Annotated in this window: 19 protein-coding genes; 16 read left to right on the forward strand and 3 right to left on the reverse strand. The window is 71.1% G+C overall.

Features of this window, described 5'->3' with window-relative positions; genetic code table 11:
- Nucleotides 1-9 precede the first annotated feature (9 nt).
- From CG719_RS07715 to CG719_RS07765, 11 genes are all read left to right on the forward strand, one after another.
- The gene (locus CG719_RS07715) at nucleotides 10-1,095 is read left to right on the forward strand and encodes a helix-turn-helix transcriptional regulator (RefSeq protein WP_100567762.1); all 1,086 of its coding nucleotides are present in this window, start codon (nucleotides 10-12) and stop codon (nucleotides 1,093-1,095) included.
- Nucleotides 1,092-1,385: a hypothetical protein gene (locus tag CG719_RS07720; RefSeq protein WP_100567763.1), complete on the forward strand. Its 294-nt coding sequence runs from the start codon at nucleotides 1,092-1,094 to the stop codon at nucleotides 1,383-1,385. The genes CG719_RS07715 and CG719_RS07720 overlap by 4 nt, the downstream gene beginning before the upstream one ends.
- A gap of 10 nt (nucleotides 1,386-1,395) precedes the next feature.
- A complete protein-coding gene (locus CG719_RS07725) occupies nucleotides 1,396-1,590 on the forward strand; it encodes a hypothetical protein (protein WP_100567764.1) in 195 nt (64 codons plus the stop codon).
- Between the two features lie 259 nt (nucleotides 1,591-1,849).
- Nucleotides 1,850-2,143: a Sec-independent protein translocase subunit TatA gene (tatA, locus tag CG719_RS07730; RefSeq protein WP_100567765.1), complete on the forward strand. Its 294-nt coding sequence runs from the start codon at nucleotides 1,850-1,852 to the stop codon at nucleotides 2,141-2,143.
- A gap of 49 nt (nucleotides 2,144-2,192) precedes the next feature.
- On the forward strand, nucleotides 2,193-3,140 hold the full coding sequence (gene tatC / locus CG719_RS07735; protein ID WP_100567766.1) for a twin-arginine translocase subunit TatC: 948 nt from the start codon (nucleotides 2,193-2,195) through the stop codon (nucleotides 3,138-3,140).
- Nucleotides 3,141-3,218: 78 nt separating this feature from the next.
- Nucleotides 3,219-6,071, forward strand: coding sequence for a DEAD/DEAH box helicase (locus CG719_RS07740; protein WP_100567767.1), 2,853 nt, complete (start codon nucleotides 3,219-3,221; stop codon nucleotides 6,069-6,071).
- A 340-nt stretch (nucleotides 6,072-6,411) separates the two neighbouring features.
- Nucleotides 6,412-8,040 carry an ATP-binding protein gene (locus CG719_RS07745; protein ID WP_234375482.1) on the forward strand — a complete coding sequence of 543 codons (1,629 nt, stop codon included), beginning with the start codon at nucleotides 6,412-6,414 and terminating at the stop codon, nucleotides 8,038-8,040.
- On the forward strand, nucleotides 8,037-8,444 hold the full coding sequence (locus CG719_RS07750; RefSeq protein ID WP_100567769.1) for a roadblock/LC7 domain-containing protein: 408 nt from the start codon (nucleotides 8,037-8,039) through the stop codon (nucleotides 8,442-8,444). Before CG719_RS07745 ends, CG719_RS07750 begins: the two co-directional genes overlap by 4 nt.
- Nucleotides 8,441-8,851: a DUF742 domain-containing protein gene (locus CG719_RS07755; protein ID WP_100567770.1), complete on the forward strand. Its 411-nt coding sequence runs from the start codon at nucleotides 8,441-8,443 to the stop codon at nucleotides 8,849-8,851. Before CG719_RS07750 ends, CG719_RS07755 begins: the two co-directional genes overlap by 4 nt.
- Nucleotides 8,832-9,452 carry a GTP-binding protein gene (locus tag CG719_RS07760; RefSeq protein WP_100567771.1) on the forward strand — a complete coding sequence of 207 codons (621 nt, stop codon included), beginning with the start codon at nucleotides 8,832-8,834 and terminating at the stop codon, nucleotides 9,450-9,452. Before CG719_RS07755 ends, CG719_RS07760 begins: the two co-directional genes overlap by 20 nt.
- Nucleotides 9,453-9,512: 60 nt before the next feature.
- On the forward strand, nucleotides 9,513-11,051 hold the full coding sequence (locus tag CG719_RS07765) for a cytochrome P450 (RefSeq protein WP_100567772.1): 1,539 nt from the start codon (nucleotides 9,513-9,515) through the stop codon (nucleotides 11,049-11,051).
- Here CG719_RS07765 and CG719_RS07770 read toward each other — a convergent pair.
- Complete coding sequence (locus CG719_RS07770; RefSeq protein ID WP_100567773.1) at nucleotides 11,045-11,998, reverse strand: RluA family pseudouridine synthase; 954 nt, start codon at nucleotides 11,996-11,998, stop codon at nucleotides 11,045-11,047. The two genes, CG719_RS07765 and CG719_RS07770, sit on opposite strands and share 7 nt — an antisense overlap.
- Before the next feature lie 209 nt (nucleotides 11,999-12,207).
- Here CG719_RS07770 and CG719_RS07775 point away from each other — a divergent pair, with 209 nt between their 5' ends.
- The 3 genes from CG719_RS07775 (at nucleotide 12,208) to CG719_RS07785 (ending at nucleotide 14,853) form a co-directional block, all read left to right on the forward strand.
- Nucleotides 12,208-12,855, forward strand: a complete 648-nt coding sequence (locus tag CG719_RS07775; RefSeq protein WP_100567774.1) for a PadR family transcriptional regulator — start codon at nucleotides 12,208-12,210, stop codon at nucleotides 12,853-12,855.
- Nucleotides 12,856-13,051: 196 nt separating this feature from the next.
- A complete protein-coding gene (locus tag CG719_RS07780; RefSeq protein ID WP_100567775.1) occupies nucleotides 13,052-14,080 on the forward strand; it encodes an ATP-binding cassette domain-containing protein in 1,029 nt (342 codons plus the stop codon).
- Complete coding sequence (locus CG719_RS07785; RefSeq protein WP_100567776.1) at nucleotides 14,077-14,853, forward strand: ABC transporter permease; 777 nt, start codon at nucleotides 14,077-14,079, stop codon at nucleotides 14,851-14,853. The genes CG719_RS07780 and CG719_RS07785 overlap by 4 nt, the downstream gene beginning before the upstream one ends.
- 56 nt (nucleotides 14,854-14,909) lie before the next feature.
- On the opposite strand, the gene CG719_RS07790 is transcribed toward CG719_RS07785, so the two are convergent.
- Complete coding sequence (locus CG719_RS07790; RefSeq protein WP_100567777.1) at nucleotides 14,910-15,755, reverse strand: siderophore-interacting protein; 846 nt, start codon at nucleotides 15,753-15,755, stop codon at nucleotides 14,910-14,912.
- A gap of 104 nt (nucleotides 15,756-15,859) precedes the next feature.
- Nucleotides 15,860-16,789, reverse strand: a complete 930-nt coding sequence (locus CG719_RS07795) for a 5'-3' exonuclease (protein ID WP_234375489.1) — start codon at nucleotides 16,787-16,789, stop codon at nucleotides 15,860-15,862.
- 204 nt (nucleotides 16,790-16,993) lie between these two features.
- Between CG719_RS07795 and CG719_RS07800 the strand changes: the two genes are divergently transcribed.
- Both CG719_RS07800 and CG719_RS07805 read left to right on the forward strand, forming a co-directional pair.
- Complete coding sequence (locus CG719_RS07800; RefSeq protein WP_100567778.1) at nucleotides 16,994-18,082, forward strand: quaternary amine ABC transporter ATP-binding protein; 1,089 nt, start codon at nucleotides 16,994-16,996, stop codon at nucleotides 18,080-18,082.
- Nucleotides 18,075-20,690, forward strand: a complete 2,616-nt coding sequence (locus tag CG719_RS07805) for an ABC transporter permease/substrate binding protein (protein WP_100567779.1) — start codon at nucleotides 18,075-18,077, stop codon at nucleotides 20,688-20,690. Before CG719_RS07800 ends, CG719_RS07805 begins: the two co-directional genes overlap by 8 nt.
- Nucleotides 20,691-20,758 lie beyond the last annotated feature (68 nt).

The following is a 20,758-nucleotide window of genomic DNA, read 5'->3' on the forward strand; positions in this document are numbered from 1 at the left end:
AGCGACACTGTGGCAGGCAAACCGGTCAGGCCCACGAGCGCCATCGACCAGACCCGGCGGATGCTCTCCCTGGTGACGTACCTCAGGGAGCGCCCCGGCGCCCGGATCGAGGACGTGGCGCGCGCGTTCGGCATCACCGAGGACGAGCTGGTCTCCGACCTCGACGTACTGCCCATGTGCGGTACGAGTTTCCGCGGCGGCGACCTGCTCGACATCGACACCGACGGCGAGCGCATCTGGTGGCACAACCCGGCCGCGCTCGGCGCGGAGGCGGCCGAGCCGCTGCGGCTGGCCGCCGACGAGGCGACCGCGCTGCTGGTGGCGGCCCGCGCGGTCGCCACGCTGCCCGGACTGCGGGAGAGCGATCGGCAGGCGCTGCTGCGCGCCACGGCCAAGGTCGAGGCCGCGGCGGGCGAGGCCGCCGGGGCCAGCTCCCGGCTGTCGGTGACCTTCGAGTCCGAGGGCGGGGTCTTCGCCGACGTGGACCGGGCGATCTCCGAGCGCCGCCGGCTGTGGATCCGCTACTACTCGCCCGCCCGCGACGAGGTCACCGAGCGCGAGATCGACCCCATTCGCCTGGTCAGCGTCGGGCACACCTATGTGGAGGCCTGGTGCCGCCGCTCCGAGGCGCGGCGCACCTTCCGGCTCGACCGGGTCGCCGAGATCAAGATCCTCGACGAGCCCTCGGCGCCGCCCGAGATGGAGCTGCGTGACCTGTCCCAGGCCCTGGTGCAGCCGGCCGCGGAGGACCCGGAGGTGGTCGTCGAGGTCGGTCCCGGGGGCCGCTGGGTCGCCGAGTACTACCCGCACGACAGCGCCGATGAGCTTCCCGACGGCGGGCTGCGTATCACTCTGCGCACCCCGGATCCGGCGTCGCTGCGACGGCTGGCGCTGCGTCTGGGCCGCGACGGCCGGATCGTCGCCCCGCGGGAGCTGGCCGACAGCGCCCGGCAGGCGGCCCGTGAGGCCCTGGCGGCCTACGAGTCGGCGTACGACGGTGCCGGGACTCCCGCGGACGCCGTGGCGGCAGGGGAGCCCCGGGGTGCGGACGTGGTTCACGACGGTCGGTACGACAGGCAGGAGCAGGGGCTTTGAGCGAGTCGGCGACGGCTGGGGTGCGCGAGATGTCGGTGGCGGCGGCGTTCGCCGGAATGCGGAGCGTGACTCCGGTGGTCTTCCGGGCGGGCTGCCCCGACTGCCGGGGCAGGTTCGAGCTCACCGCGAGCGCGCTGCGCCTGGTGATCGGCGCCAGCAGCCGCACGACCTTCTACTCCTTCACCTGCCCCGACTGCGGCACCGCGGTCCGCAAGCCGGCCGGCGAGCGGATCGTGGAACTGCTCTCCGGCGGCGGGGTCAGCACCCTGCGCCTGCACTCGGCCCTCTAGGCTCGGCGTCATGGTGTGGGCGATGGCCGCGGTGGCTGTGGGGTTCGTGGGAATGGCCGTGCTCGCGGTGCTCGCCGTCCGGGTCTTCGTCGAGGCGCAGCGCCTGGGCCGTCAGGTCACGGAGTCGGCGCGGCGCATCAACCGGGCCGCCGAGGACCTGGAGCGGGCGAGCCTGAGCGCCGCCCGGTCGGTGGAAACGAGGTGAGTTCCGCCGGGAAAGTCCCGGAAGTTCCGAGCGCTGTGGGTTTTTGATCGTCACGCCCTGCCGTCCTGCCCCTGTGGCCGGGTACGCTGCTGGTCATGGCCCGCATAAGAGGCATGGGCCGCCCGAGCAGGAGTACGCGCGGGGATCGCTCAGCGTTCACCCCCGGGCGTTAAGATTGCTAGCCGGCACGATGGCCGGACACCTGTCCGAGTGGTCGGACATGTCCGCCACCCCGCCTCAGTGAGAAGGTGAAGACTTTATGTTCCGTGGCGCATTTGAGCCGTGGCATCTGGTGCTCCTGGTTCTGGTGATCGTCCTGGTGTTCGGCTCGAAGAAGCTTCCGGACATGGCGCGCTCGCTCGGCAAGTCCGCGCGCATCCTCAAGAGCGAGGCCAAGGCGATGAAGGACGAGAAGTCGACCCCTGCGGCCGGCTCGGCGACTCCGGCCGGTGAGGAGCAGCAGTCCCCGGCCCAGCGCACGATTCAGGCCGCGCCCGGTGACACGACCAGCTCTCGCCCGGTCAACGAGCCGACGGACACGACTCAGCGCTGACCGGACGACCGGAGGCCTTCCGGTCCGCTGCACGAGATGAGGGTGTGGGTTGCTGAAGTCTGCCCGCAAGAAGGAGAAGGACCCCGAGGGGCGGATGTCGCTCGCGGATCACCTCCGTGAGCTGCGCAACCGGCTCGGCAAAGGTGTCCTGGCGATCCTGGTCGTGACGATCGTCGCCGCCTTCTTCTACAAGGACATCGTCAACTTCATCACCAAGCCGGTGCTGGACTCGGTGGGGTGTGGGCAGTCCTTCCTCGACTTGGCCAAGTCGGAGAAGAACGGCGCCTGCGCGCACCTCACGATCAACGGCCTGCTGAAGCCGTTCACGCTGGCGCTGAAGGTGTCGTTGATGACGGGCGTGGTGCTGGCCTCGCCGGTCTGGCTCTATCAGCTGTGGGCGTTCGTCGCCCCGGGGCTGCACAAGCACGAGAAGAAGTACGGCTACGTGTTCGTCGCCGCCGGCTTCCCGCTCTTCCTCGGGGGCGCCTACTTCGCCTACCACGTGCTGCCCACCACCGCCAGGGTGCTGATCGACTTCACCCCCAGCGGTGTCGACAACCTGCTGCCGCTGGATGACCTGCTCAACCTGATCACGCGCATGGTGGTCGTCTTCGGGCTCTCGTTCGAGATGCCGCTCCTGCTCGTCATGCTCAACCTCACCGGCATCCTGTCCGGGAAGCGCATGCTCGGCTGGTGGCGGGGCATGGTCGTCGGCATCACGGCCTTCGCGGCGGTCGCCATGCCGAGCCCCGACCCGCTGACGATGCTGGCGCTGGCCGCACCGATCTGCGCACTGTACTTCGTCGCGGTGGCCATCTCCTTGATCAATGACCGGCGCAAGGACCGGCTGGCCGCGCTGGGACCGTCGGACGACGAGGCCTCCGAACTCGACCTCACACCCGAGGAGATCGGCGAGGTCGAACCCGTCACCACCCGCCGCGCCCTGCCCGAGCAGACCGAAACGGACCGGGTCAACGGGTACGACGACGTGACCTGATCATTACCGCGGATTCCCCGGCCGGCCGCTCGCACCGCGAGCGGCCGGCCTTTTCCGCGCCCGGGGACGATCGGGATAATGATCGTCCTGTTGTCGGTGCGGCCCGGTACGCTCGAAAGCACGATGACAGAGGACCTTTCACCGGCCGAGCGGTACGCGGCAGCGCGCAGGCGAGCTGCCGAGCAGGCCACCGCGCTCGCGGGATTCCGCGAGATGTACGACTTCGGCCTCGACCCGTTCCAGATCGAGTCCTGCCAGGCGCTCGAGGCGGGCAAGGGCGTACTGGTCGCCGCGCCCACGGGCTCCGGCAAGACGATCGTGGGCGAGTTCGCCGTCCACCTCGCCCTCCAGCAGGGCCGGAAGTGCTTCTACACGACGCCGATCAAGGCGCTGTCGAACCAGAAGTACGCCGACCTGTGCCGTCGCTACGGCAGCGGCAAGGTCGGCCTCCTGACCGGCGACAACAGCCTCAACTCCGAAGCCCCGGTGGTCGTGATGACCACCGAGGTGCTGCGGAACATGCTGTACGCGGGATCCCAGACCCTGCTCGGTCTCGGCTACGTGGTCATGGACGAGGTGCACTACCTCTCCGACCGCTTCCGCGGCGCCGTGTGGGAGGAAGTGATCATCCACCTGCCGGAGTCGGTGACCCTGGTGTCCCTGTCGGCGACCGTGTCCAACGCCGAGGAGTTCGGCGACTGGCTGGACACCGTCCGCGGCGACACCGAGGTGATCGTCTCCGAGCACCGGCCCGTGCCGCTGTTCCAGCACGTGCTGGCCGGGCGCCGGATGTACGACCTGTTCGAGGAGGGTGAGAGCCGGCGGAGGGCGGTCAACCCCGACCTCACGCGCATGGCCCGGATGGAGGCCAGCCGCCCCTCGTTCCAGGACCGCCGGCGCGGCCGTGCGATGCGCGAGGCCGACCGCGAGCGGGAACGCAGACAGCGGTCCCGGATCTGGACCCCGAGCCGCCCCGAGGTCATCGAGCGCCTCGACGCCGAGGGCCTGCTGCCCGCGATCACCTTCATCTTCAGCCGCGCCGCCTGCGAGGCCGCCGTCCAGCAGTGCCTGTACGCGGGCCTCAGACTCAACGACGAGGAGGCGCGCGAGCGGGTCCGCGCCCTGGTCGAGGAGCGCACCGCCGCCATCCCGGCCGAGGACCTGCACGTCCTCGGCTACTACGAGTGGCTGGAGGGCCTGGAGCGCGGTATCGCCGCCCACCACGCGGGCATGCTGCCGACCTTCAAGGAGGTCGTCGAGGAACTGTTCGTGCAGGGCCTGGTCAAGGCGGTCTTCGCCACCGAGACCCTCGCCCTCGGCATCAACATGCCGGCCCGCTCGGTGGTCCTGGAAAAGCTCGTGAAGTGGAACGGCGAGCAGCACGCCGACATCACCCCCGGCGAGTACACCCAGCTCACCGGCCGCGCCGGCCGCCGCGGCATCGACGTCGAGGGCCACGCGGTGGTGCTGTGGCAGCGCGGTATGAACCCCGAGCACCTGGCGGGTCTGGCCGGCACCCGCACCTATCCGCTGCGCTCCAGCTTCAGGCCGTCGTACAACATGGCGGTCAACCTGGTGGACCAGTTCGGCCGGCACCGCTCGCGCGAGCTGCTGGAGACCTCCTTCGCGCAGTTCCAGGCGGACAGGTCGGTCGTCGGTATCTCCCGGCAGGTGCAGCGCAACGAGGAGGGCCTCGAGGGCTACAAGGCCTCCATGACCTGCCACCTCGGCGACTTCACGGAGTACGCGCGGCTGCGCCGGGAACTGAAGGACCGTGAGACCGAGTTGTCCCGGCAGGGCGCGGCCCAGCGGCGTGCCGAGGCCGCCGTCGCCCTGGAGAAGCTCAAGCCGGGCGACGTCATCCACGTCCCCACCGGCAAGTTCGCGGGCCTGGCGCTGGTGCTGGACCCGGGCCTGCCCGCGGGCCGCTCCAACGGCCACCGCGGCCTGGAGTACCACGACGGCCCGCGCCCGCTGGTGCTGACCGCCGAGCGTCAGGTCAAGCGGCTGGCGGCCATCGACTTCCCGGTGCCCGTGGAGCCGCTGGAGCGGATGCGGATCCCGAAGTCGTTCAACCCGCGCTCCCCGCAGTCCCGCCGCGACCTCGCCTCCGCGCTGCGCACCAAGGCCGGGCACATCTCGGCGGAGCGGCACCGCAAGCAGCGCTCCCAGGCAGCCGACGACCGCGAGATCGCCCGGCTGCGCACCGCGCTGCGCGCCCACCCCTGCCACGGGTGCGACGACCGCGAGGACCACGCCCGCTGGGCCGAGCGCTACCACCGGCTGATGCGCGACACCAGGCATCTGGAGCACCGCATCGAGGGGCGTACGAACACCATCGCGCGCACCTTCGACCGGATCGTCGCGCTGCTGACGGAGCTCGACTACCTGCGCGGCGACGAGGTCACCGAGCACGGCAAGCGGCTGGCCCGGCTGTACGGCGAACTCGACCTGCTGGCCAGCGAATGCCTGCGCGAGGGGGTCTGGGAGGGGCTGGGGCCGGCCGAACTCGCCGCCTGCGTCTCGGCGTTGGTGTACGAGGCGCGGGTCAGCGACGACGCGACGGCGCCCAAGCTGCCCTCGGGGAAGGCGAAGGCGGCGCTCGGCGAGATGGTGCGGATCTGGGGCCGCCTCGACGCGCTGGAGGAGGACTTCCGCATCAACCAGACCGAGGGGGTCGGCCAGCGTGAGCCCGACCTCGGTTTCGCCTGGGCCGCGTACATGTGGGCCTCCGGCAAGGGCCTGGACGAGGTGCTGCGCGAGGTGGAGATGCCGGCGGGCGACTTCGTGCGCTGGTGCAAGCAGGTGATCGACGTGCTGGGCCAGATCTCCGCGGCGGCGCCGATGGAGGGCTCCTTGGTGGCCAGGAACGCGCGCAAGGCGGTGGACGGGCTGCTCCGGGGCGTCGTGGCCTACTCCTCGGTCGGGTAGGCGGAGCCGGACGATCGCATCGAACCACATGGCCCCGGCGAGTGCTGCCGGGGCCATGTGGTTTTCGTATGCCCGTACCGCGTCACGGTGCGTGTTCGAATCGTGTCGGGGCGTGCAAATATCCCGAGCGTACTCCCGTCGTGCGCCCCGTTTCAGGCCCTTGCTGAATATGACATGGCGATGATCCGACCGGATTATGCTCGCCCGCGGCGCAGTGAGTTGAGGTTGTTCGCGAGCTTGCTCCCAAGCGTCCTCGAACGCGCCGAAATCCGCGTCGATTTCATGACTTACCCCCACTGGAAGCTGCCCGAACCCAGCCGATTCTCCTCAGAGGGCTTACATGGTGAGTGTTCAATCGCCCCCCGGTGGCCGTGAACTTCCCTACGCGCGCGTGCTGTTGCTGCCCGCACTGGTGATGGCGGCGGCCACCGGGGCCGCCGTCGCCCTGGTGCCGGACCCGGCCCGCCTCGCCGTTGCCTGCTGCGGCGCCGTCGCCACCCTGCTGGTGCTCACCACGGGCGCCGAGGCGGTGCGCCGCGGGCGCGTCATCCGGGACGAGCGGGCCCAGTACGCCCGGCGCACCGCGGACCTGGAGGGGCGCCTGGCCGCCCACGACCGGGAGATCCACCGTCTCGCCTCCGACGTCCTGCCCGCCGCCATCGACCACCTGCGCGGCAACCACACACCCGCCGAGGTGATGCGCGACATCGTCGACGGACACCCCGAGTGGCGCGGGATCCCTCAGTCGCAGCGCGCGGTGGTGCGCATGATCCTCAAGATCGTGGACGACGAGGAGAACATCCGCGACTCCACCCAGCGCGCCTTCGTCAGCATCGCCCGGCGCGTCCAGGCGATCGTGCACCAACAGGCCAGGGAACTCAGGGAGATGGAGGAGGACCACGGCCGCAGCCCCGAGGTCTTCGACGACCTGCTGCGCATCGACCACGGCACCGCGCTGATCGGCCGGCTGGCCGACTCCGTCTCCGTCATCGGCGGCGGCCGCCCCGGCCGCCAGTGGCCCAACCCGGTCACGCTCTACAGCGTGCTGCGCGGTGCCATGTCCCGGATCCTGGAATACCGGCGGATCGAGCTGCACTCCATCGCCAAGGTCAACATCAAGGGCGTCGACGTCGAGCCCGTCATCCACGCCGCGGCCGAACTCCTCGACAACGCCACCCGCTACTCGCCGCCGCAGACCAAGGTGCACGTCACGGCCGTGGAGGTGCAGACCGGCGTCGCCATCGAGATCGAGGACGGCGGCGTCAGCCTGAACGAGGAGACACGCGCCCGGATCGAGCGGCTGCTCGAGGCGGCCAGGGCCGGCGTCGATCCGCTGGACCTCAGTGACACCCCCCGCCTGGGCCTCGCGGTCGTGGGACGGCTGTGCGCGAAGCACCGGATGCAGGTCTCCCTGCGGGCCTCCGCGTACGGCGGTGTCCGCGCGGTCCTCGTGGTGCCCGGCGAGATGACGACCACCGAACCCGCTCCGGGGCTCGCCCACGGCATCGGCGCCACCTCCGTGCCGCGTCCGGGGGAGGACGCGGTGGCGGGCCCCGAGCGCGCCCCGAAGAGACGCCGCCCCACCAGCCCCCGCGTCCCCGCCGCGGTCCTTCCGGCGGACGACGATGTCCCCGAGGTCACCGAGTGGACGGCGGGCGGTCTGCCGCAGCGCCGCAGCCGGGCCAGGGCCCCGCTGGGCCGGCGTGTCGCCGAGCAGGCCGCCGCCGAGCGGGCCGAGCGGGAGAGCGGGGCGGTGCGGGCCGCGTCCGGACCCGGGACCGCGCCCAGCAGGAAGGACCCCGAACCGGGCCTGTGGGTCGAGGCGTTCTGGGACGGGCTGAAGAAGGACAACCCGGGTCCGGACCCGACCGCGTTCACCCGGGAACCGACCGCGTATCTCCACCTGATCGAGGAGCCGGCCCGTGCCGAGGCCGACGTCCGGGCCGACGACGAGGGGGACCTCAAGTGATCCAGCAGCGAGCCAACTTCGACTGGATGCTCAAGGAGCTCCACGACAGCGTGCCCGGCATCGGGATGATCGTGGTCCTCTCGGCCGACGGCCTGCGCATCGCCCGCTACGGCGGCGACGGCGACGCCGCCGACCGGGTCGCCGCGGCCTGCGCCGGACTCCAGAGCCTCGCGTCCGCCGTCGCCGTGGAGATCCCGGGCAGCGACGGCCGGATGAAGCTGGTCGTCATCGAGATCGACGGCGGCTACTTCTACCTCATGTCCGCCGGTGCCAACGCCTATCTCGCGGTGCTCGCCGACATCCGCACCGAACCCGGACTCATGAGCGCCCGCATGCGCGACCTCGTGGTCCGCATCGGCGCCCACCTGACCAGTCCGCCGCGGCGGGGCGGGCAGACCGTATGAGCCCTCCGCGGCGCCAGAGGCGTTCCCCCGGGCACGAACCGCCCCCGCCGCCCCCCGAATCCGCCGGGCAGGGCGAGGAGAAGAACCCCGAGCGGCTGTACGTGGTCGCCGGGGCGGGCGAGGACGGCGCCCGCGCGGCCGTCGACCTGGTGACCCTGATCGTGGCGCGCGCCGAGCCGCCGCCGTCCGCCACCCCGGAGCAGGTGGCGCTGGTGCGGCTGTGCGCCGCCCCGCTGTCCGTGGCCGAGCTGTCGGCCTACCTCGGCCTGCCGTTCAGCGCGACGACGGCGCTGATCACCGAGCTGCTCGCGGCCGGCCGTGTGCAGGCCCGCGCGCCGATCGTCCGCCGGGCGGTCCCCGACCGACACCTCCTCGAAGCGGTGATGCATGGACTTCAAAGGCTCTGACGCCCTCCCCGGCCCGCGTATTGAGGACCATCTGCCGCACACGGTCCGGACAGCGGCGAAGATCGTGATCGTCGGCGGCTTCGGGGTCGGCAAGACGACCATGGTGGGCTCGGTCAGCGAGATCAGGCCGCTGACCACCGAGGAGACGATGACGCAGGCCGGTATCGGCGTCGACGACGACTACGGCTCGGAGTCCAAGACGGCCACCACCGTGGCGATGGACTTCGGCCGGATCACCGTCAGCGACCACCTGGTGCTCTATCTCTTCGGCACCCCCGGCCAGCAGCGCTTCTGGTTCCTGTGGAACGGGCTGTTCGAGGGCGCGCTCGGCGCGGTGGTGCTGGCCGACACCCGCCGGCTGGAGGTCAGCTTCGACGTCATGGGCCGTCTGGAGGAGCGCGGCGTGCCCTTCGTCGTGGCCGTCAACTCCTTTCCGGACGCCCCCCGCCACCCGGTCCCGGAGCTGCGTGCCGCGCTCGACCTGCCCGAGGAGATCCCGATCGTCGAGTGTGACGCGCGGCGCCGTTCCTCCAGCCGTGACGTGCTGTTGACGCTGACACGCTTCCTGCACTCCCTCGCCGTGACCGGCTCGACCGTCTGATCCGCGCCGGACGGCCCGTCCGCGCACCCACACCTCCTCCGTTCCCCGAAAGCGACCGCCGTGACGCCTGAACACGATTCCCCGACCGGTCCGGACGACCTCGCCCCCGCCCCGCCGCCCGGCTGCCCCGCGCACGGCACCGGGCCCGGAGGACTGCACCGGCTCCACGAGGCGCGGGACCTGAGAGTCCTCTACGAGCAACTCCGCGAGCAGTACGGCCCGGTGGCGCCCGTACTGCTCCACGACGACGTGCCGATGTGGGTGGTCCTCGGCCATGCCGAGAACCTGCACATGGTGAGCAGCCCCTCGCAGTTCACGAAGGACAGCCGTATCTGGACGCCGCTCGGGGACGGCACGGTCAAGCCCGACCATCCGCTCATGCCGCACATCGCCTGGCAGCCGATCTGCGCGCACGCCGAGGGCGAGGAGCTCAGGCGGCTGCGCGGCGCCGTGCAGGGCGCCCTGGAGTTCATCGACTTCCGTGCCCTGCGCCGCCACATCGGCCGCGCCACCCAGCGCCTGGTCAACCGGTTCTGCGAGACGGGCCGCGCCGACCTCGTCGCCCGGTTCACCGAGCATCTGCCCATGGCGGTGATGTGCCAGGTCCTCGGCATGCCGGAGGAGTACAACGACCGGATCGTGCAGGCCGCCCGCGACATGCTCAAGGGCACCGAGACCGCGATCGCCAGCAACGAGTACATCATGGACTGCCTGCTTCGGCTCACCGTCCGCCGCCGGTCCCGGCCCGAGGACGACCTCACCAGCCACCTCATCGACCAGCCGGCGGGCCTGACCGACGAGGAGGTCGGCCAGCATCTGCGCGTCGTACTCATCGGCACCTACGAGGCCAGCGCCAACCTGCTGGCCAACACCGTGCGCCGGGTTCTGACCGAGCCCGGTTTCCGGGCCCAGCTCAACGGCGGTCAGATGACCGTGCCGGAGGCGGTCGAGCAGTCCCTGTGGGACGAGCCGCCGTTCAGCACCATCTTCGGCTACTTCGCCAAGCAGGAGACGGAACTCGGTGGCCGGCGCATCCGCCGGGGTGACGGGCTGCTGCTGGGCATCGCGCCGGGCAACGCCGATCCCCGGGTGCGGCCCGGTCCGACGGCGGACATGCAGGGCAACCGCTCCCACCTCGCCTTCGGCGGCGGCCCGCACGAGTGCCCCGGCCAGGACGTCGGGCGTGCCATCGCCGACGTCGGCGTCGACATGCTGCTGACCCGGCTGCCGGACGTCCGGCTCGACTGTGAGGAGACGGAACTGCGCTGGACGGAGTCGATCGCCTCCCGCCATCTGCTGGAGCTGCCGGTGCGGTTCACGCCGCGGCCGCAGCAGGACGAGCGATCCAAGCCGAGCCACACCCCGCACCCGGTTGAGCCGTCGCGCCCGGAGTGGGAGATCGGCAGCGCGACAGCGGGGCGGCGGCCGGAGCGGTCGCCCGAGCCGTCGGCCACGGGCTCGGCGGTGCCGGACCCGTCGGCCGCCGTGGAGCCGGGTGTCGCACCGGCCGTCGAGGACCCGCACCTCGCACCGGCCGCCGGCGCGGCCCGCCCCCAGGGTGCCTGGCAGCGCCTCCTGCGCTGGTGGCGCGGTTACTGACGACCCGCCCACCCCGCGAGGTCGGACCAGGCCCGAAGCACCCGCCCGCTGGTGAACCGGTGCTCCGCCCCCGTGACCGGGTCCGTGAACTCCAGTGTCCGCGCCAGCAGTTGCAGCGGGCGCCGGAAGTCACCGGCGGGCACGGGGTCGGTCACCACCGGGTAGAGGGGGTCGCCCAGGATCGGTACACCCAGTGCGTTCATGTGCACCCGCAGCTGGTGCGTCTGCCCGGTGGCGGGCACCAGCCGGTACCGCCCGAGCCCGTCCGGGCGGTGCTCGGCGAGCTCCACGCGCGTGACGGCGTTCGGGTCGCCCGCCACCTCGCGGGCGGCCTGGACCCCGCGCTCCTTCACGATCCGGCTGCGCACGGTCCGCGGCAGGGTCAGTGCCGGATCGTACGGCGCCACCGCCTCGTACTCCTTGCGCACCAGCCGGTCACGGAACAGCGCCTGGTAGGCGCCGCGTTCCTCGGGCCGCACCGTGAACAGCACCAGCCCGGCGGTGAGCCGGTCCAGGCGGTGCGCGGCGCTCAGCGCGGGGATGCCCAGCTCCCGGCGCAGCCGTGCCAGGGCCGTCTCGGCGACGTGTGAACCCCGCGGGGTGGTGGCGAGGAAGTGCGGCTTGTCGACGACGACGAGGTGCTCGTCACGGTGCACGACCCGGAGCGGGAAGGGCACCGGCACCTCCTCGGGCAGCTTCCGGTGGAACCACACGTACATGCCGGGCTCGTACGGCGCGTCCGTCGCCACCGCCCGTCCGTCGGACCCGACTACCAGGCCCGCGTCGACCATGGCCCCGACCACCCCGGGCCCGGCCCCCGACAACCGCTCCACCAGATACGCCCGCACGGTGGCCCAGGACCCGGCGGCGGGCAGCCGTATCCGCACCGGGTCCACCCCGCGGCGCTGCGGCAGGGGAGAGGGCGGGGTACGGGTCTTGCGTCGCATCGACCGAAAGCCTACGAGGCCGCCCACGGCCCCGGGAAACCGGTGCGCCGACCGCCCGGCCGGTGGGCAGGAGCATGCATCCGCCCGCCCGCCTCCGGGGGGCTGACGCTGGAATGTCGCCACCGGGACCACGATATATCGCGTACGTTGACGTGCGCGCGGAGACGCGATATGTTCGTGGCCGGATATTCGGAAGCGAGGTGACGGTGATGGCCGGCGGGCGCAGAAGGCTGAGCAATCCGCTCGCGCTGACCGTGATGACCACGCTCTGGCAGAAACCGATGCACCCCTACGAGATCGCGCAGACCCTGCGCCGTCAGGGCAAGGACGCCAGCACAAAGATCAACTACGGCTCGCTCTACACGGTCGTGCAGAACCTGGAGGAGCGCGGCTTCGTCGAGGTGGTCGACGTCGAGCGCCGGGGCAACCGACCCGAGCGCACGATCTACGCGCTCACCGGGTCCGGCCGTGAGGAGATGACCCGGTGGCTGTCGGACCTCGTCGCCGTGCCGGCCAAGGAGTACCCGATCTTCGAGACCGCGCTCTCGCTGCTGGGGGCGCTGCCCCCGGACGACGTCGTGCGGCTGCTGGAGGAACGGCTGACCGCCCTGGAAATGCGGGTGGCGAGCGGACGGGCGGTGCTGGACAAGCTCTACGAGACGCTGCCGCGCCTGTTCCTCATAGAGGTCGAGTACCACCAGCACATGGCCGAGGCGGAGACGGAGTGGGTCCGCGGCTTCGCCCGCGAGATCCGCGAGGGCTCGCTGCCGGGCGTCGAGGGCTGGCGCCGGTTCCATGAGACGGGGGAGATCCCCGCGGAGTTCAAGGAAGCCGAGGAACGCCACTACCAGAAGTGAACTCGCCATGAGACAGACCCCGGCAGGGCTGTTGCAGCAGTCCCGCCGGGGTCTCGAACCCCGAAGCCGAATCCACCGTGAGGCTTCTCCGGGCGATCGAGGTGCGGCACACTCAGGATAGCCCGGCGCTCTCACGTGGATCATTCGGCGATCTTCGCCACCCATCCACGCACCACTCATCCAGGAGAGCTCCGCCATGAGTCCCACCCGGGCACCCGCCGTCGAGGCGCGCGGACTGATCAAGACCTATTCCGGCGACGTCACCGCCCTCAACGGCATGGACATCACCGTCGAGCCGGGCACCGTCTTCGGCCTCCTCGGCCCGAACGGCGCCGGCAAGTCCACCACCGTCAAGATCCTCACCACCCTGGCCCGCCCCGACGCCGGCGAGGCGACCGTGGCCGGCCACGACGTGCTGCGCCACCCGGACCGGGTGCGGCGCGCCATCGGCGTGGTCGCGCAGAACTCCGGCGCCGACCCGGTCGCCACCGGCCGTGAGAACCTCCGGCTCCAGGGCAGGCTCTACGGTCTGAAGGGCGCCGGCCTCGACCGGCGGGCCGACGAACTGCTGGAGCGGTTCAGCCTCGCCGACGCCGCCCGCCGCCCGGTCAAGGGCTACTCCGGCGGTATGCGGCGGCGCCTGGACGTCGCTCTCGGACTGGTGCATCGGCCCGAGGTCCTCTTCCTCGACGAGCCCACCACCGGCCTCGACCCGGAGGCCCGTACGGCGATGTGGGACGAGATCGGCCGCCTGGCAGGCGAGGAGGGACTGACCATCCTGCTCACCACGCACTACCTGGAGGAGGCCGACCGGCTCGCCGAGCGCATCGCCATCGTCGACCGCGGCCGGGTCGTCGTCGAGGGCACCCCGGACTCCCTCAAGGGCGAACTGCGCGGCGACGCGGTCCACATGGAACTGCGGGAGGCGGTCGGCGAGGCCGGGCGCACGCTGCTCGCCGGCACCTTGGGCTCCCTGCCCGGCGTGCACGAGGTGCTGATCGACGGGCGCCGGATCAGCGCCCGCGCCGACGACGGAGCCGCCGCGATCCCCGCGCTTCTCGCGGGCCTGGAGCGCGCCGGAGTCACCGTGACCGCGGCGACCGTGGCCCGCCCCTCCCTCGACGACGTCTACCTCCGTTACGCGGGCCGCCGTTACGCCGAGGCGGAGGCCGAGAGCCGAGCCGCCGGCGCCGAGGCCCTCGCCCTCGCCGGAGGTGCCCGATGAGCACCGCGATCTCCCAGACCTGGTACATGACCCAGCGTCAGATGATGGTGTTCGCGCGCCAGCCCGCCTACGCGGTCATCACCCTGATCCAGCCCGTGATCTGGCTGTTCCTGTTCGGCAACCTCTTCAGGAAGGTCGTCGAACTCGGCGGCTTCGGCACCACCTCATACCTGGACTACTTGGTACCGGGCGTGGTCGTGATGAGCGCGCTCAGCTCCAACATGTGGGCCGGCATGGGCATGTTGGAGGAGATCCAGCGCGGCACCCTCAACCGGTTCCTGACCACACCGGTCAGCCGGGCCGCCCTGATGAACGGCAACGTGGTCCACAACGGCCTCGTCACCGCCCTTCAGTCGGTCGTCATCGTGCTGCTCGGCCTGCTGGGCGGGGCCGACTACCCCGGCGGCGTCGGCGGCGTCCTGATCCTGGTGCTCGCCTCGGTGCTGCTCGGCACGGTCTTCGGGGCGCTGTCCAACGCGCTCGGCATGCTGGTGCAGGAGCGGGAGTCCATCATCGGCATCAACACCTCCCTGCTGCTGCCGCTGACGTTCCTGTCCTCTGCCTTCATGGCCCCCGCACAGATGCCCGGCTGGATGCGCCACATCGCCGACTTCAACCCGCTCAACTGGGCGATGGTGGCGGGCCGTTCCGCGATGTCCGCGCATCCCGACTGGAGCGTCGTGGGAAGCCGGGGCGGCGCGCTGCTGGCCCTCGCGGTGGCCGCGGTGTGGCTGTCCATACGGACGTTCCACTCCTACCAGCGGTCGGTCTGAGCCACGCGAAAGCGGCGGCGGTACCGACCCGGTACCGCCGCCGCTTCGTGCGTGGCTCACGCGGCCGGCGCCGCGCCCTCCTGCTCCGCCTCGACCCGGGCGTTCCAGTCCCGCTTGGAGGCCTGCCAGCCGTCCTCGTCATGGCCGAGCCGCCAGTACCCGGAGATCGACAGGCTCTCGCGGGGAACGGAGTGCTCGACCCGCAGCAGCCGGCGCAGCTCCTTCACGAACCCGGCCTCGCCGTGCACGAACGCGTGCACCCGGCCCTCGGGGAACGGCAGCGCCCGTACGGCCTCCACCAGCGCCCGGCCGACCGGCCGCTCGCCGCGGTGCAGCCAGACCACCTCCACGTCGGAGTCGATCTTCTGCTCCTCCTCGGGGCCGGCGACCTCGATGAAGGCGTGGGCCGTCGCGCCCTCGGGCAGTGCCTCCAGTGAGCGCGCGATCGCCGGCAGGGCGCTCTCGTCACCGGCCAGCAGATGCCAGTCGGCGCTCGCGTCCGGGGCGTAGGCGCCGCCGGGACCCAGGAAGTGCACGGTCTCGCCCGGTCGCGCCAGCAGCGCCCAGGGGCCGGCCAGCCCCTCGTCGCCGTGGATGACGAAGTCCAGGGTCAGCTCGCGGTGGCCGGGGTTCCAGGCGCGCACCGTGTACGTCCGGGTCACCGGCCACTGCTCGCGCGGCAGCTCCTCGCGGATCCGCTGGAGGTCGAAGGGCTCGGGACAGGAGACGCCGTCGGGCGGGAACAGAAGCTTGACGTAGTGGTCCGTGCAGCTGTCCGCCGAGAAGTCGGCCAGGCCGTCCCCGCCGAGCACCACGCGCTGCATGTGCGGGGTCAGCCGTTCGGTCCGGACGACCTGCGCGGAGTGGGTCCTGCGCTGCTTGCGCGCCGGACGTTCTGCCATGACGGCCTCCCAGTTCCCCTTGCTTAGGTTTACCTAAGTTAGCACCTCTCCCCGGTGAGTACCTCTCCCTTACGGGGAGCGGCGGGCGGGCGTCGCCGCGGCCGTCACGCCCCCAGCGTGGTGAGCAGCCGCTGAAGTGAACCTCCCAGGCCCCAGCGGGCCGCCAGCTCCTCGAGCGCCGCCGGATCGCGCGGGGCGCGCGGCAGCGCCGTGTCCACGTCCGGCAGGGGGACGTCGGCGGCGACGCGCACGACCTTCGGCGCCACCGCGAGATACGGCCGCGCCTCGTCGAGCCGCCTGCGCTGCGACGGCGTGAGCTTCGCCTTCGGGTCGTCGACGGCCGCCATGATCCCGGCCAGGTCGCCGAACTCGGCGAGCAGCCTGGCCGCCGTCTTCTCACCGATGCCGGGCACGCCCGGCAGCCCGTCGCTCGGATCGCCGCGCAGCAGCGCCAGATCCGCGTACCCCGGGCCGTCGACCCCATACTTCTCCCGCAGCGCCGCCTCGTCGGTGGCCTGAAGCGTGCCGACGCCCTTGACCGGGTACAGCACCCGGATCATGCGGGCGTCGTCCACCAGCTGGTACAGGTCCCGGTCGCCGGTGACGATGTCGACCGGGCCGCTCGCCCGCGCGGTGAACGTGCCGATCACGTCGTCCGCCTCGTACCCCGCCACGCCCACCCGGGCGATGCCCACCGCGTCCAGGACCGACTCGATCACCGGGACCTGCGGGGACAGCGTGTCCGGCACCTCCTCCTCGTCCGGGCCGCCGGTGCGCTCCACGGCCACCCGGTGCGCCTTGTAGGAGGGGATCAGCTCCACCCGCCAGGCCGGACGCCAGTCCGCGTCCATGCACGCCACCAGGAGGTCGGGCCGGTGGTCCTTGACCAGCCGGTCGATGAAGTCGAGCAGCCCGCGCACGGCGTTCACCGGCGTGCCGTCCGGGGCCCTGATCGACTCCGGGACGCCGAAATAGGCGCGGAAGTACAGGGAGGCGGTGTCGAGGAGCATCAGTCGTCCGGTCACGTCCCGCATCATGCCGTACGGCACCGACAAGTCACCCGACGGCGGAAACCGTGGATTCCTGGTGGCCGTGAGGCGAGGGCATTGTGAACCAGACCACGTTTGGTTTGAGCCAAAAGGGTCTGGGCAGGCGCGCCTCGGATCGAAGTTGGTTGCTTTCTTCAACTGTTAGCGGCCCTCTGCGTCCTGTCCCTGGCCCCGAGACAAGAGGTACGCGTGTCTTCAAGACTTCAGGCCCAGCACCTGTTCAAGGTGTTCGGCCGACGACCGGACGAGGCAGTGGAAAAGCTACGGCAGGGTGCCGACCGCGAGGATCTGCGCGCCGGCGGCACCACCGCCGCCGTCATCGACGCCTCGTTCAGCGTCGATCCCGGCCAGATCTTCGTCGTCATGGGCCTGTCCGGATCCGGCAAGTCCACGCTCCTGCGGATGCTGAACGGGCTGCTGGAGCCGACCGCGGGCACCGTCAGTTTCGACGGCCAGGACCTGACCGCGCTCAGCGACCGCGAGCTGCGCGAGGTCCGCTCCAGGAAGATCAGCATGGTCTTCCAGCACTTCGCGCTCTTCCCGCACCGCAGCGTCCGCGAGAACGCCGCCTACGGTCTGGAAGTGCAGGGCGTGCCCCGCGCCGAGCGCGAACGCCGCGCCGACGAGGCGCTCGCCCTGTGCGGTCTGGCCGGCTGGGAGTCCTCCTGGCCCGACGAGCTCTCCGGCGGCATGCAGCAGCGGGTGGGCCTGGCCCGCGCCCTGGCCACCGACGCCGACCTGCTGCTGATGGACGAGTCCTTCAGCGCCCTGGACCCGCTGATCCGGCGCGACATGCAGGACCAGCTTCTCCAGCTCCAGAAGACGCTCAAGAAGACGATTGTCTTCATCACGCACGACCTCAACGAGGCCATGCGCCTGGGTGACCGGATCGCCGTCATGCGCGACGGCCGCATCGTGCAGACCGGCACCGCCGAGGACATCCTGCTGCGCCCCGCCGACGACTACGTCGCCTCCTTCACCCAGGACGTCGACCGGTCCCGGGTGCTGACCGCGGAGTCGGTCATGGACCGGGACGTGCGCGGTGACGAGGCGGACTGCGGCTGCGACACCGCGACCCCGCACACCCCGTTCACCGAGCTGTGCGCGATCAGCGCCCGCGTGCCCCACCCGGTCGCCGTGCTGGACGAGGACCACGACCTCGTCGGCATCGTCCCGCGCCGGCGGCTCGTCGGCTTCCTGGGCGACGAGCAGAGCAGCCAGGTGAGCTGCGACGCGCCGCGGGACAAGGGCGGCGACAAGGCGGTGGCCCGTGCCTAGGATCCCGCTCGGCGACTGGGTCAACTCCGCGGTCGACTGGCTGCTCGGCCACATGTCCTGGCTCTTCGACTTCTTCAAGGCCGTCTTCACCGGCACCTACGACGGCATCAACGCCGTCCTCCAGGCGCCGCAGCCGCTGCTGCTCGCGGGCATCTTCGCCGTGCTCGCCTGGTGGCTGCGCGGCTCCCTCGCCGGAGTGCTCACCTTCGTGGGGTTCGCGTTCATCGACTCCATGGAACTGTGGTCGGACGCGATGGTGACCCTGTCACTGGTCCTCGTCGCCACGATCATCGCGCTGGTCGTCTCGGTGCCGGTCGGCATCTGGGCGGCCCGCTCGGACCGGGTCAGCGCCGTCGTCCGGCCGGTCCTGGACTTCATGCAGACCCTGCCCGCGATGATCTACCTCATCCCGGCCATCCTGTTCTTCGGCACCGGCGCCTCCGCGGGCATCGTCGCCACCCTGATCTTCGCCCTCGCGCCCGGCGTCCGCATGACGGAGCTGGGCATCCGCCAGGTCGACAAGGAACTGGTGGAGGCGGCCGAGGCGTTCGGCACCACGCCTCGCAACACGCTGCTGCGCGTCCAGCTCCCGCTGGCGCTGCCCACCGTGATGGCCGGCGTCAACCAGGTGATCATGCTCGGTCTGTCCATGGCCGCGATCGCCGGCATGGTCGGCACCGGCGGCCTCGGCGGCGACGTCAACGAGGCCATCGGCCAGCTCAACGTCGGCCTCGGCTCCGAGTCCGGCATCGCCATCGTGATCCTCGCGATCTACCTCGACCGCATGACCAGCGCCCTGGGCACCGAGGTCTCGCCGCTCGGCCGGCGTGCCGCCGCCAAGGCGCGGGCCGCCAAGGGCCTGAAGATCTGGTCCTACCGGCCGCAGCCGCAGATCGCCGTGATCGGCGTGGTGGTCCTCGCCCTGGTCGCGGGCGGCATGGGCCTCTTCGCCGGCGGCGGCAGCACGACGGCCGCCGGTGACGGCAGCGACGTCGGCCGCGGCAAGAAGATCACCATCGGATACATCCCGTGGGACGAGGGCGTCGCCTCCACCTTCCTGTGGAAGGAGGTCCTCGAACAGCGCGGCTACCAGGTCGACGCCCGCCAGTTCGACGCCGGACCGCTCTACACCGCGCTCGCCCAGGGCAACGTCGACTTCGAGACGGACTCCTGGCTGCCGACGACCCACGCCCAGTACTGGAAGAAGTACGGCAGCGAGCTCGACGACCTCGGCTCCTGGTACGGGCCGACGTCCCTCGAGCTGACCGTCCCCTCGTACATGAAGGACGTGAACTCGCTCGAGGACCTCAAGGGCAAGGCGTCCACCTTCGGCGGGAAGATCACCGGCATCGAGTCCAGCGCCGGCATGATGGGCCTGCTCAAGAGCAAGGTCCTCAAGGACTACGGCCTCGACAAGGAATACAAGGTCGTCGACAGCTCCACGCCCGCCATGCTGGCCGAGCTCAAGCGCGCCTACAGCAAGAAGGAACCGATCGTCGTCACGCTCTGGTCGCCGCACTGGGCGTACAGCGACTACGACCTGAAGAAGCTGAAGGACCCCAAGGGCTCCTGGGGCAAGGGCGACGGCGTGCACACGCTGGCCCGCAAGGGCTTCGCCAACGAGGACCCGGTCGTCGGCGACTGGCTGAAGAACTTCAAGCTGACCGAGAAGCAGCTCACCAGCCTCGAGGCCGAGATCAACAAGGCGGGCAAGGGCCGCCAGCAGGACGCCGTGCGCGCCTGGCTGAAGGACAACCCGGGCGTCGTCGACAAGCTCGCCCCGCTGCCCGGGGGCTCCGACGCCAAGCCGGCCGAGGCCAGGCGCACCCTGAACGTCGCCTGGTTCCCGTGGGACGAGGACATCGCCGTCACCCACCTGTGGAAGAACGTCCTGGAGCGCCGCGGCTACCGGATGAACATGAAGCAGATGGACGTGGGCCCGGTCTACACGGGCCTCGCCGGCGGCGACATCGACCTCAACTTCGACGCCTGGCTGCCCTACGCCCAGAAGAACTACTGGGACAAGAGCAAGGACAGACTCAAGGACCTCGGCACCTGGTACGAGCCGACCTCCCTGGAGATCGCCGTGCCCTCCTACGTCAAGGACGTGAAGTCCCTGGAGGACCTCAAGGGCAAGGCGTCCACCTTCGGCGGGAAGATCATCGGCATCGAGCCGGGCACCGGCGAGATGGACCTGCTGAAGACCAAGGTCCTGCCCGGCTACGGCCTGGACAAGGAGTACAAGGTCGTCGACGGCTCCACGCCCGCCATGCTCGCCGAGCTCAAGCGCGCGTACGCCAGGAAGCAGCCCGTGGCCGTGGTGCTGTGGTCGCCGCACTGGGCGTACAGCCGCTACGACCTCACCAAGCTCGCCGACGACAAGAAGCTCTTCGGCGAGGGCAACACCGTGCGCACCATCTCCAGCGCCAAGTTCCCCGAGCAGTACCCGCAGCTCACCAAGTGGATCAAGAACTTCAGGATGAGCGAGGACGAGCTCGGCAGCCTGGAGAGCGAGATCAACCAGCGCGGTCAGGGCCACGAGGACGAGGCCGTCGCCGCCTGGCTGAAGCAGCACCCCGACGTCCCGGCGCGGATGACCCCGCAGTAGCCTCCGCTCCGGACACCGCCGAAGGGGCGGGCCGCCCCGCATCGCCCGCGATGCGCGGGACGGGCCCG

It is taken from the genome of Streptomyces sp. CB01373, assembly GCF_002803075.1.
Taxonomy (GTDB): domain Bacteria; phylum Actinomycetota; class Actinomycetes; order Streptomycetales; family Streptomycetaceae; genus Streptomyces.

Bases quoted from the DNA above. Each gene is read 5' to 3' on its own strand.
- CG719_RS07725 (WP_100567764.1), top strand. From the start codon at position 1,396: ATGGTGTGGGCGATGGCCGCGGTGGCTGTGGGGTTCGTGGGAATGGCC.
- tatA (WP_100567765.1), top strand. From the start codon at position 1,850: ATGTTCCGTGGCGCATTTGAGCCGTGGCATCTGGTGCTCCTGGTTCTG.
- CG719_RS07740 (WP_100567767.1), top strand. From the start codon at position 3,219: ATGATCGTCCTGTTGTCGGTGCGGCCCGGTACGCTCGAAAGCACGATG.
- CG719_RS07745 (WP_234375482.1), top strand. From the start codon at position 6,412: ATGGTGAGTGTTCAATCGCCCCCCGGTGGCCGTGAACTTCCCTACGCG.
- CG719_RS07755 (WP_100567770.1), top strand. From the start codon at position 8,441: ATGAGCCCTCCGCGGCGCCAGAGGCGTTCCCCCGGGCACGAACCGCCC.
- CG719_RS07760 (WP_100567771.1), top strand. From the start codon at position 8,832: ATGGACTTCAAAGGCTCTGACGCCCTCCCCGGCCCGCGTATTGAGGAC.
- CG719_RS07770 (WP_100567773.1), bottom strand. From the start codon at position 11,998: ATGCGACGCAAGACCCGTACCCCGCCCTCTCCCCTGCCGCAGCGCCGC.
- CG719_RS07775 (WP_100567774.1), top strand. From the start codon at position 12,208: ATGGCCGGCGGGCGCAGAAGGCTGAGCAATCCGCTCGCGCTGACCGTG.
- CG719_RS07780 (WP_100567775.1), top strand. From the start codon at position 13,052: ATGAGTCCCACCCGGGCACCCGCCGTCGAGGCGCGCGGACTGATCAAG.
- CG719_RS07785 (WP_100567776.1), top strand. From the start codon at position 14,077: ATGAGCACCGCGATCTCCCAGACCTGGTACATGACCCAGCGTCAGATG.
- CG719_RS07790 (WP_100567777.1), bottom strand. From the start codon at position 15,755: ATGGCAGAACGTCCGGCGCGCAAGCAGCGCAGGACCCACTCCGCGCAG.
- CG719_RS07795 (WP_234375489.1), bottom strand. From the start codon at position 16,789: ATGCGGGACGTGACCGGACGACTGATGCTCCTCGACACCGCCTCCCTG.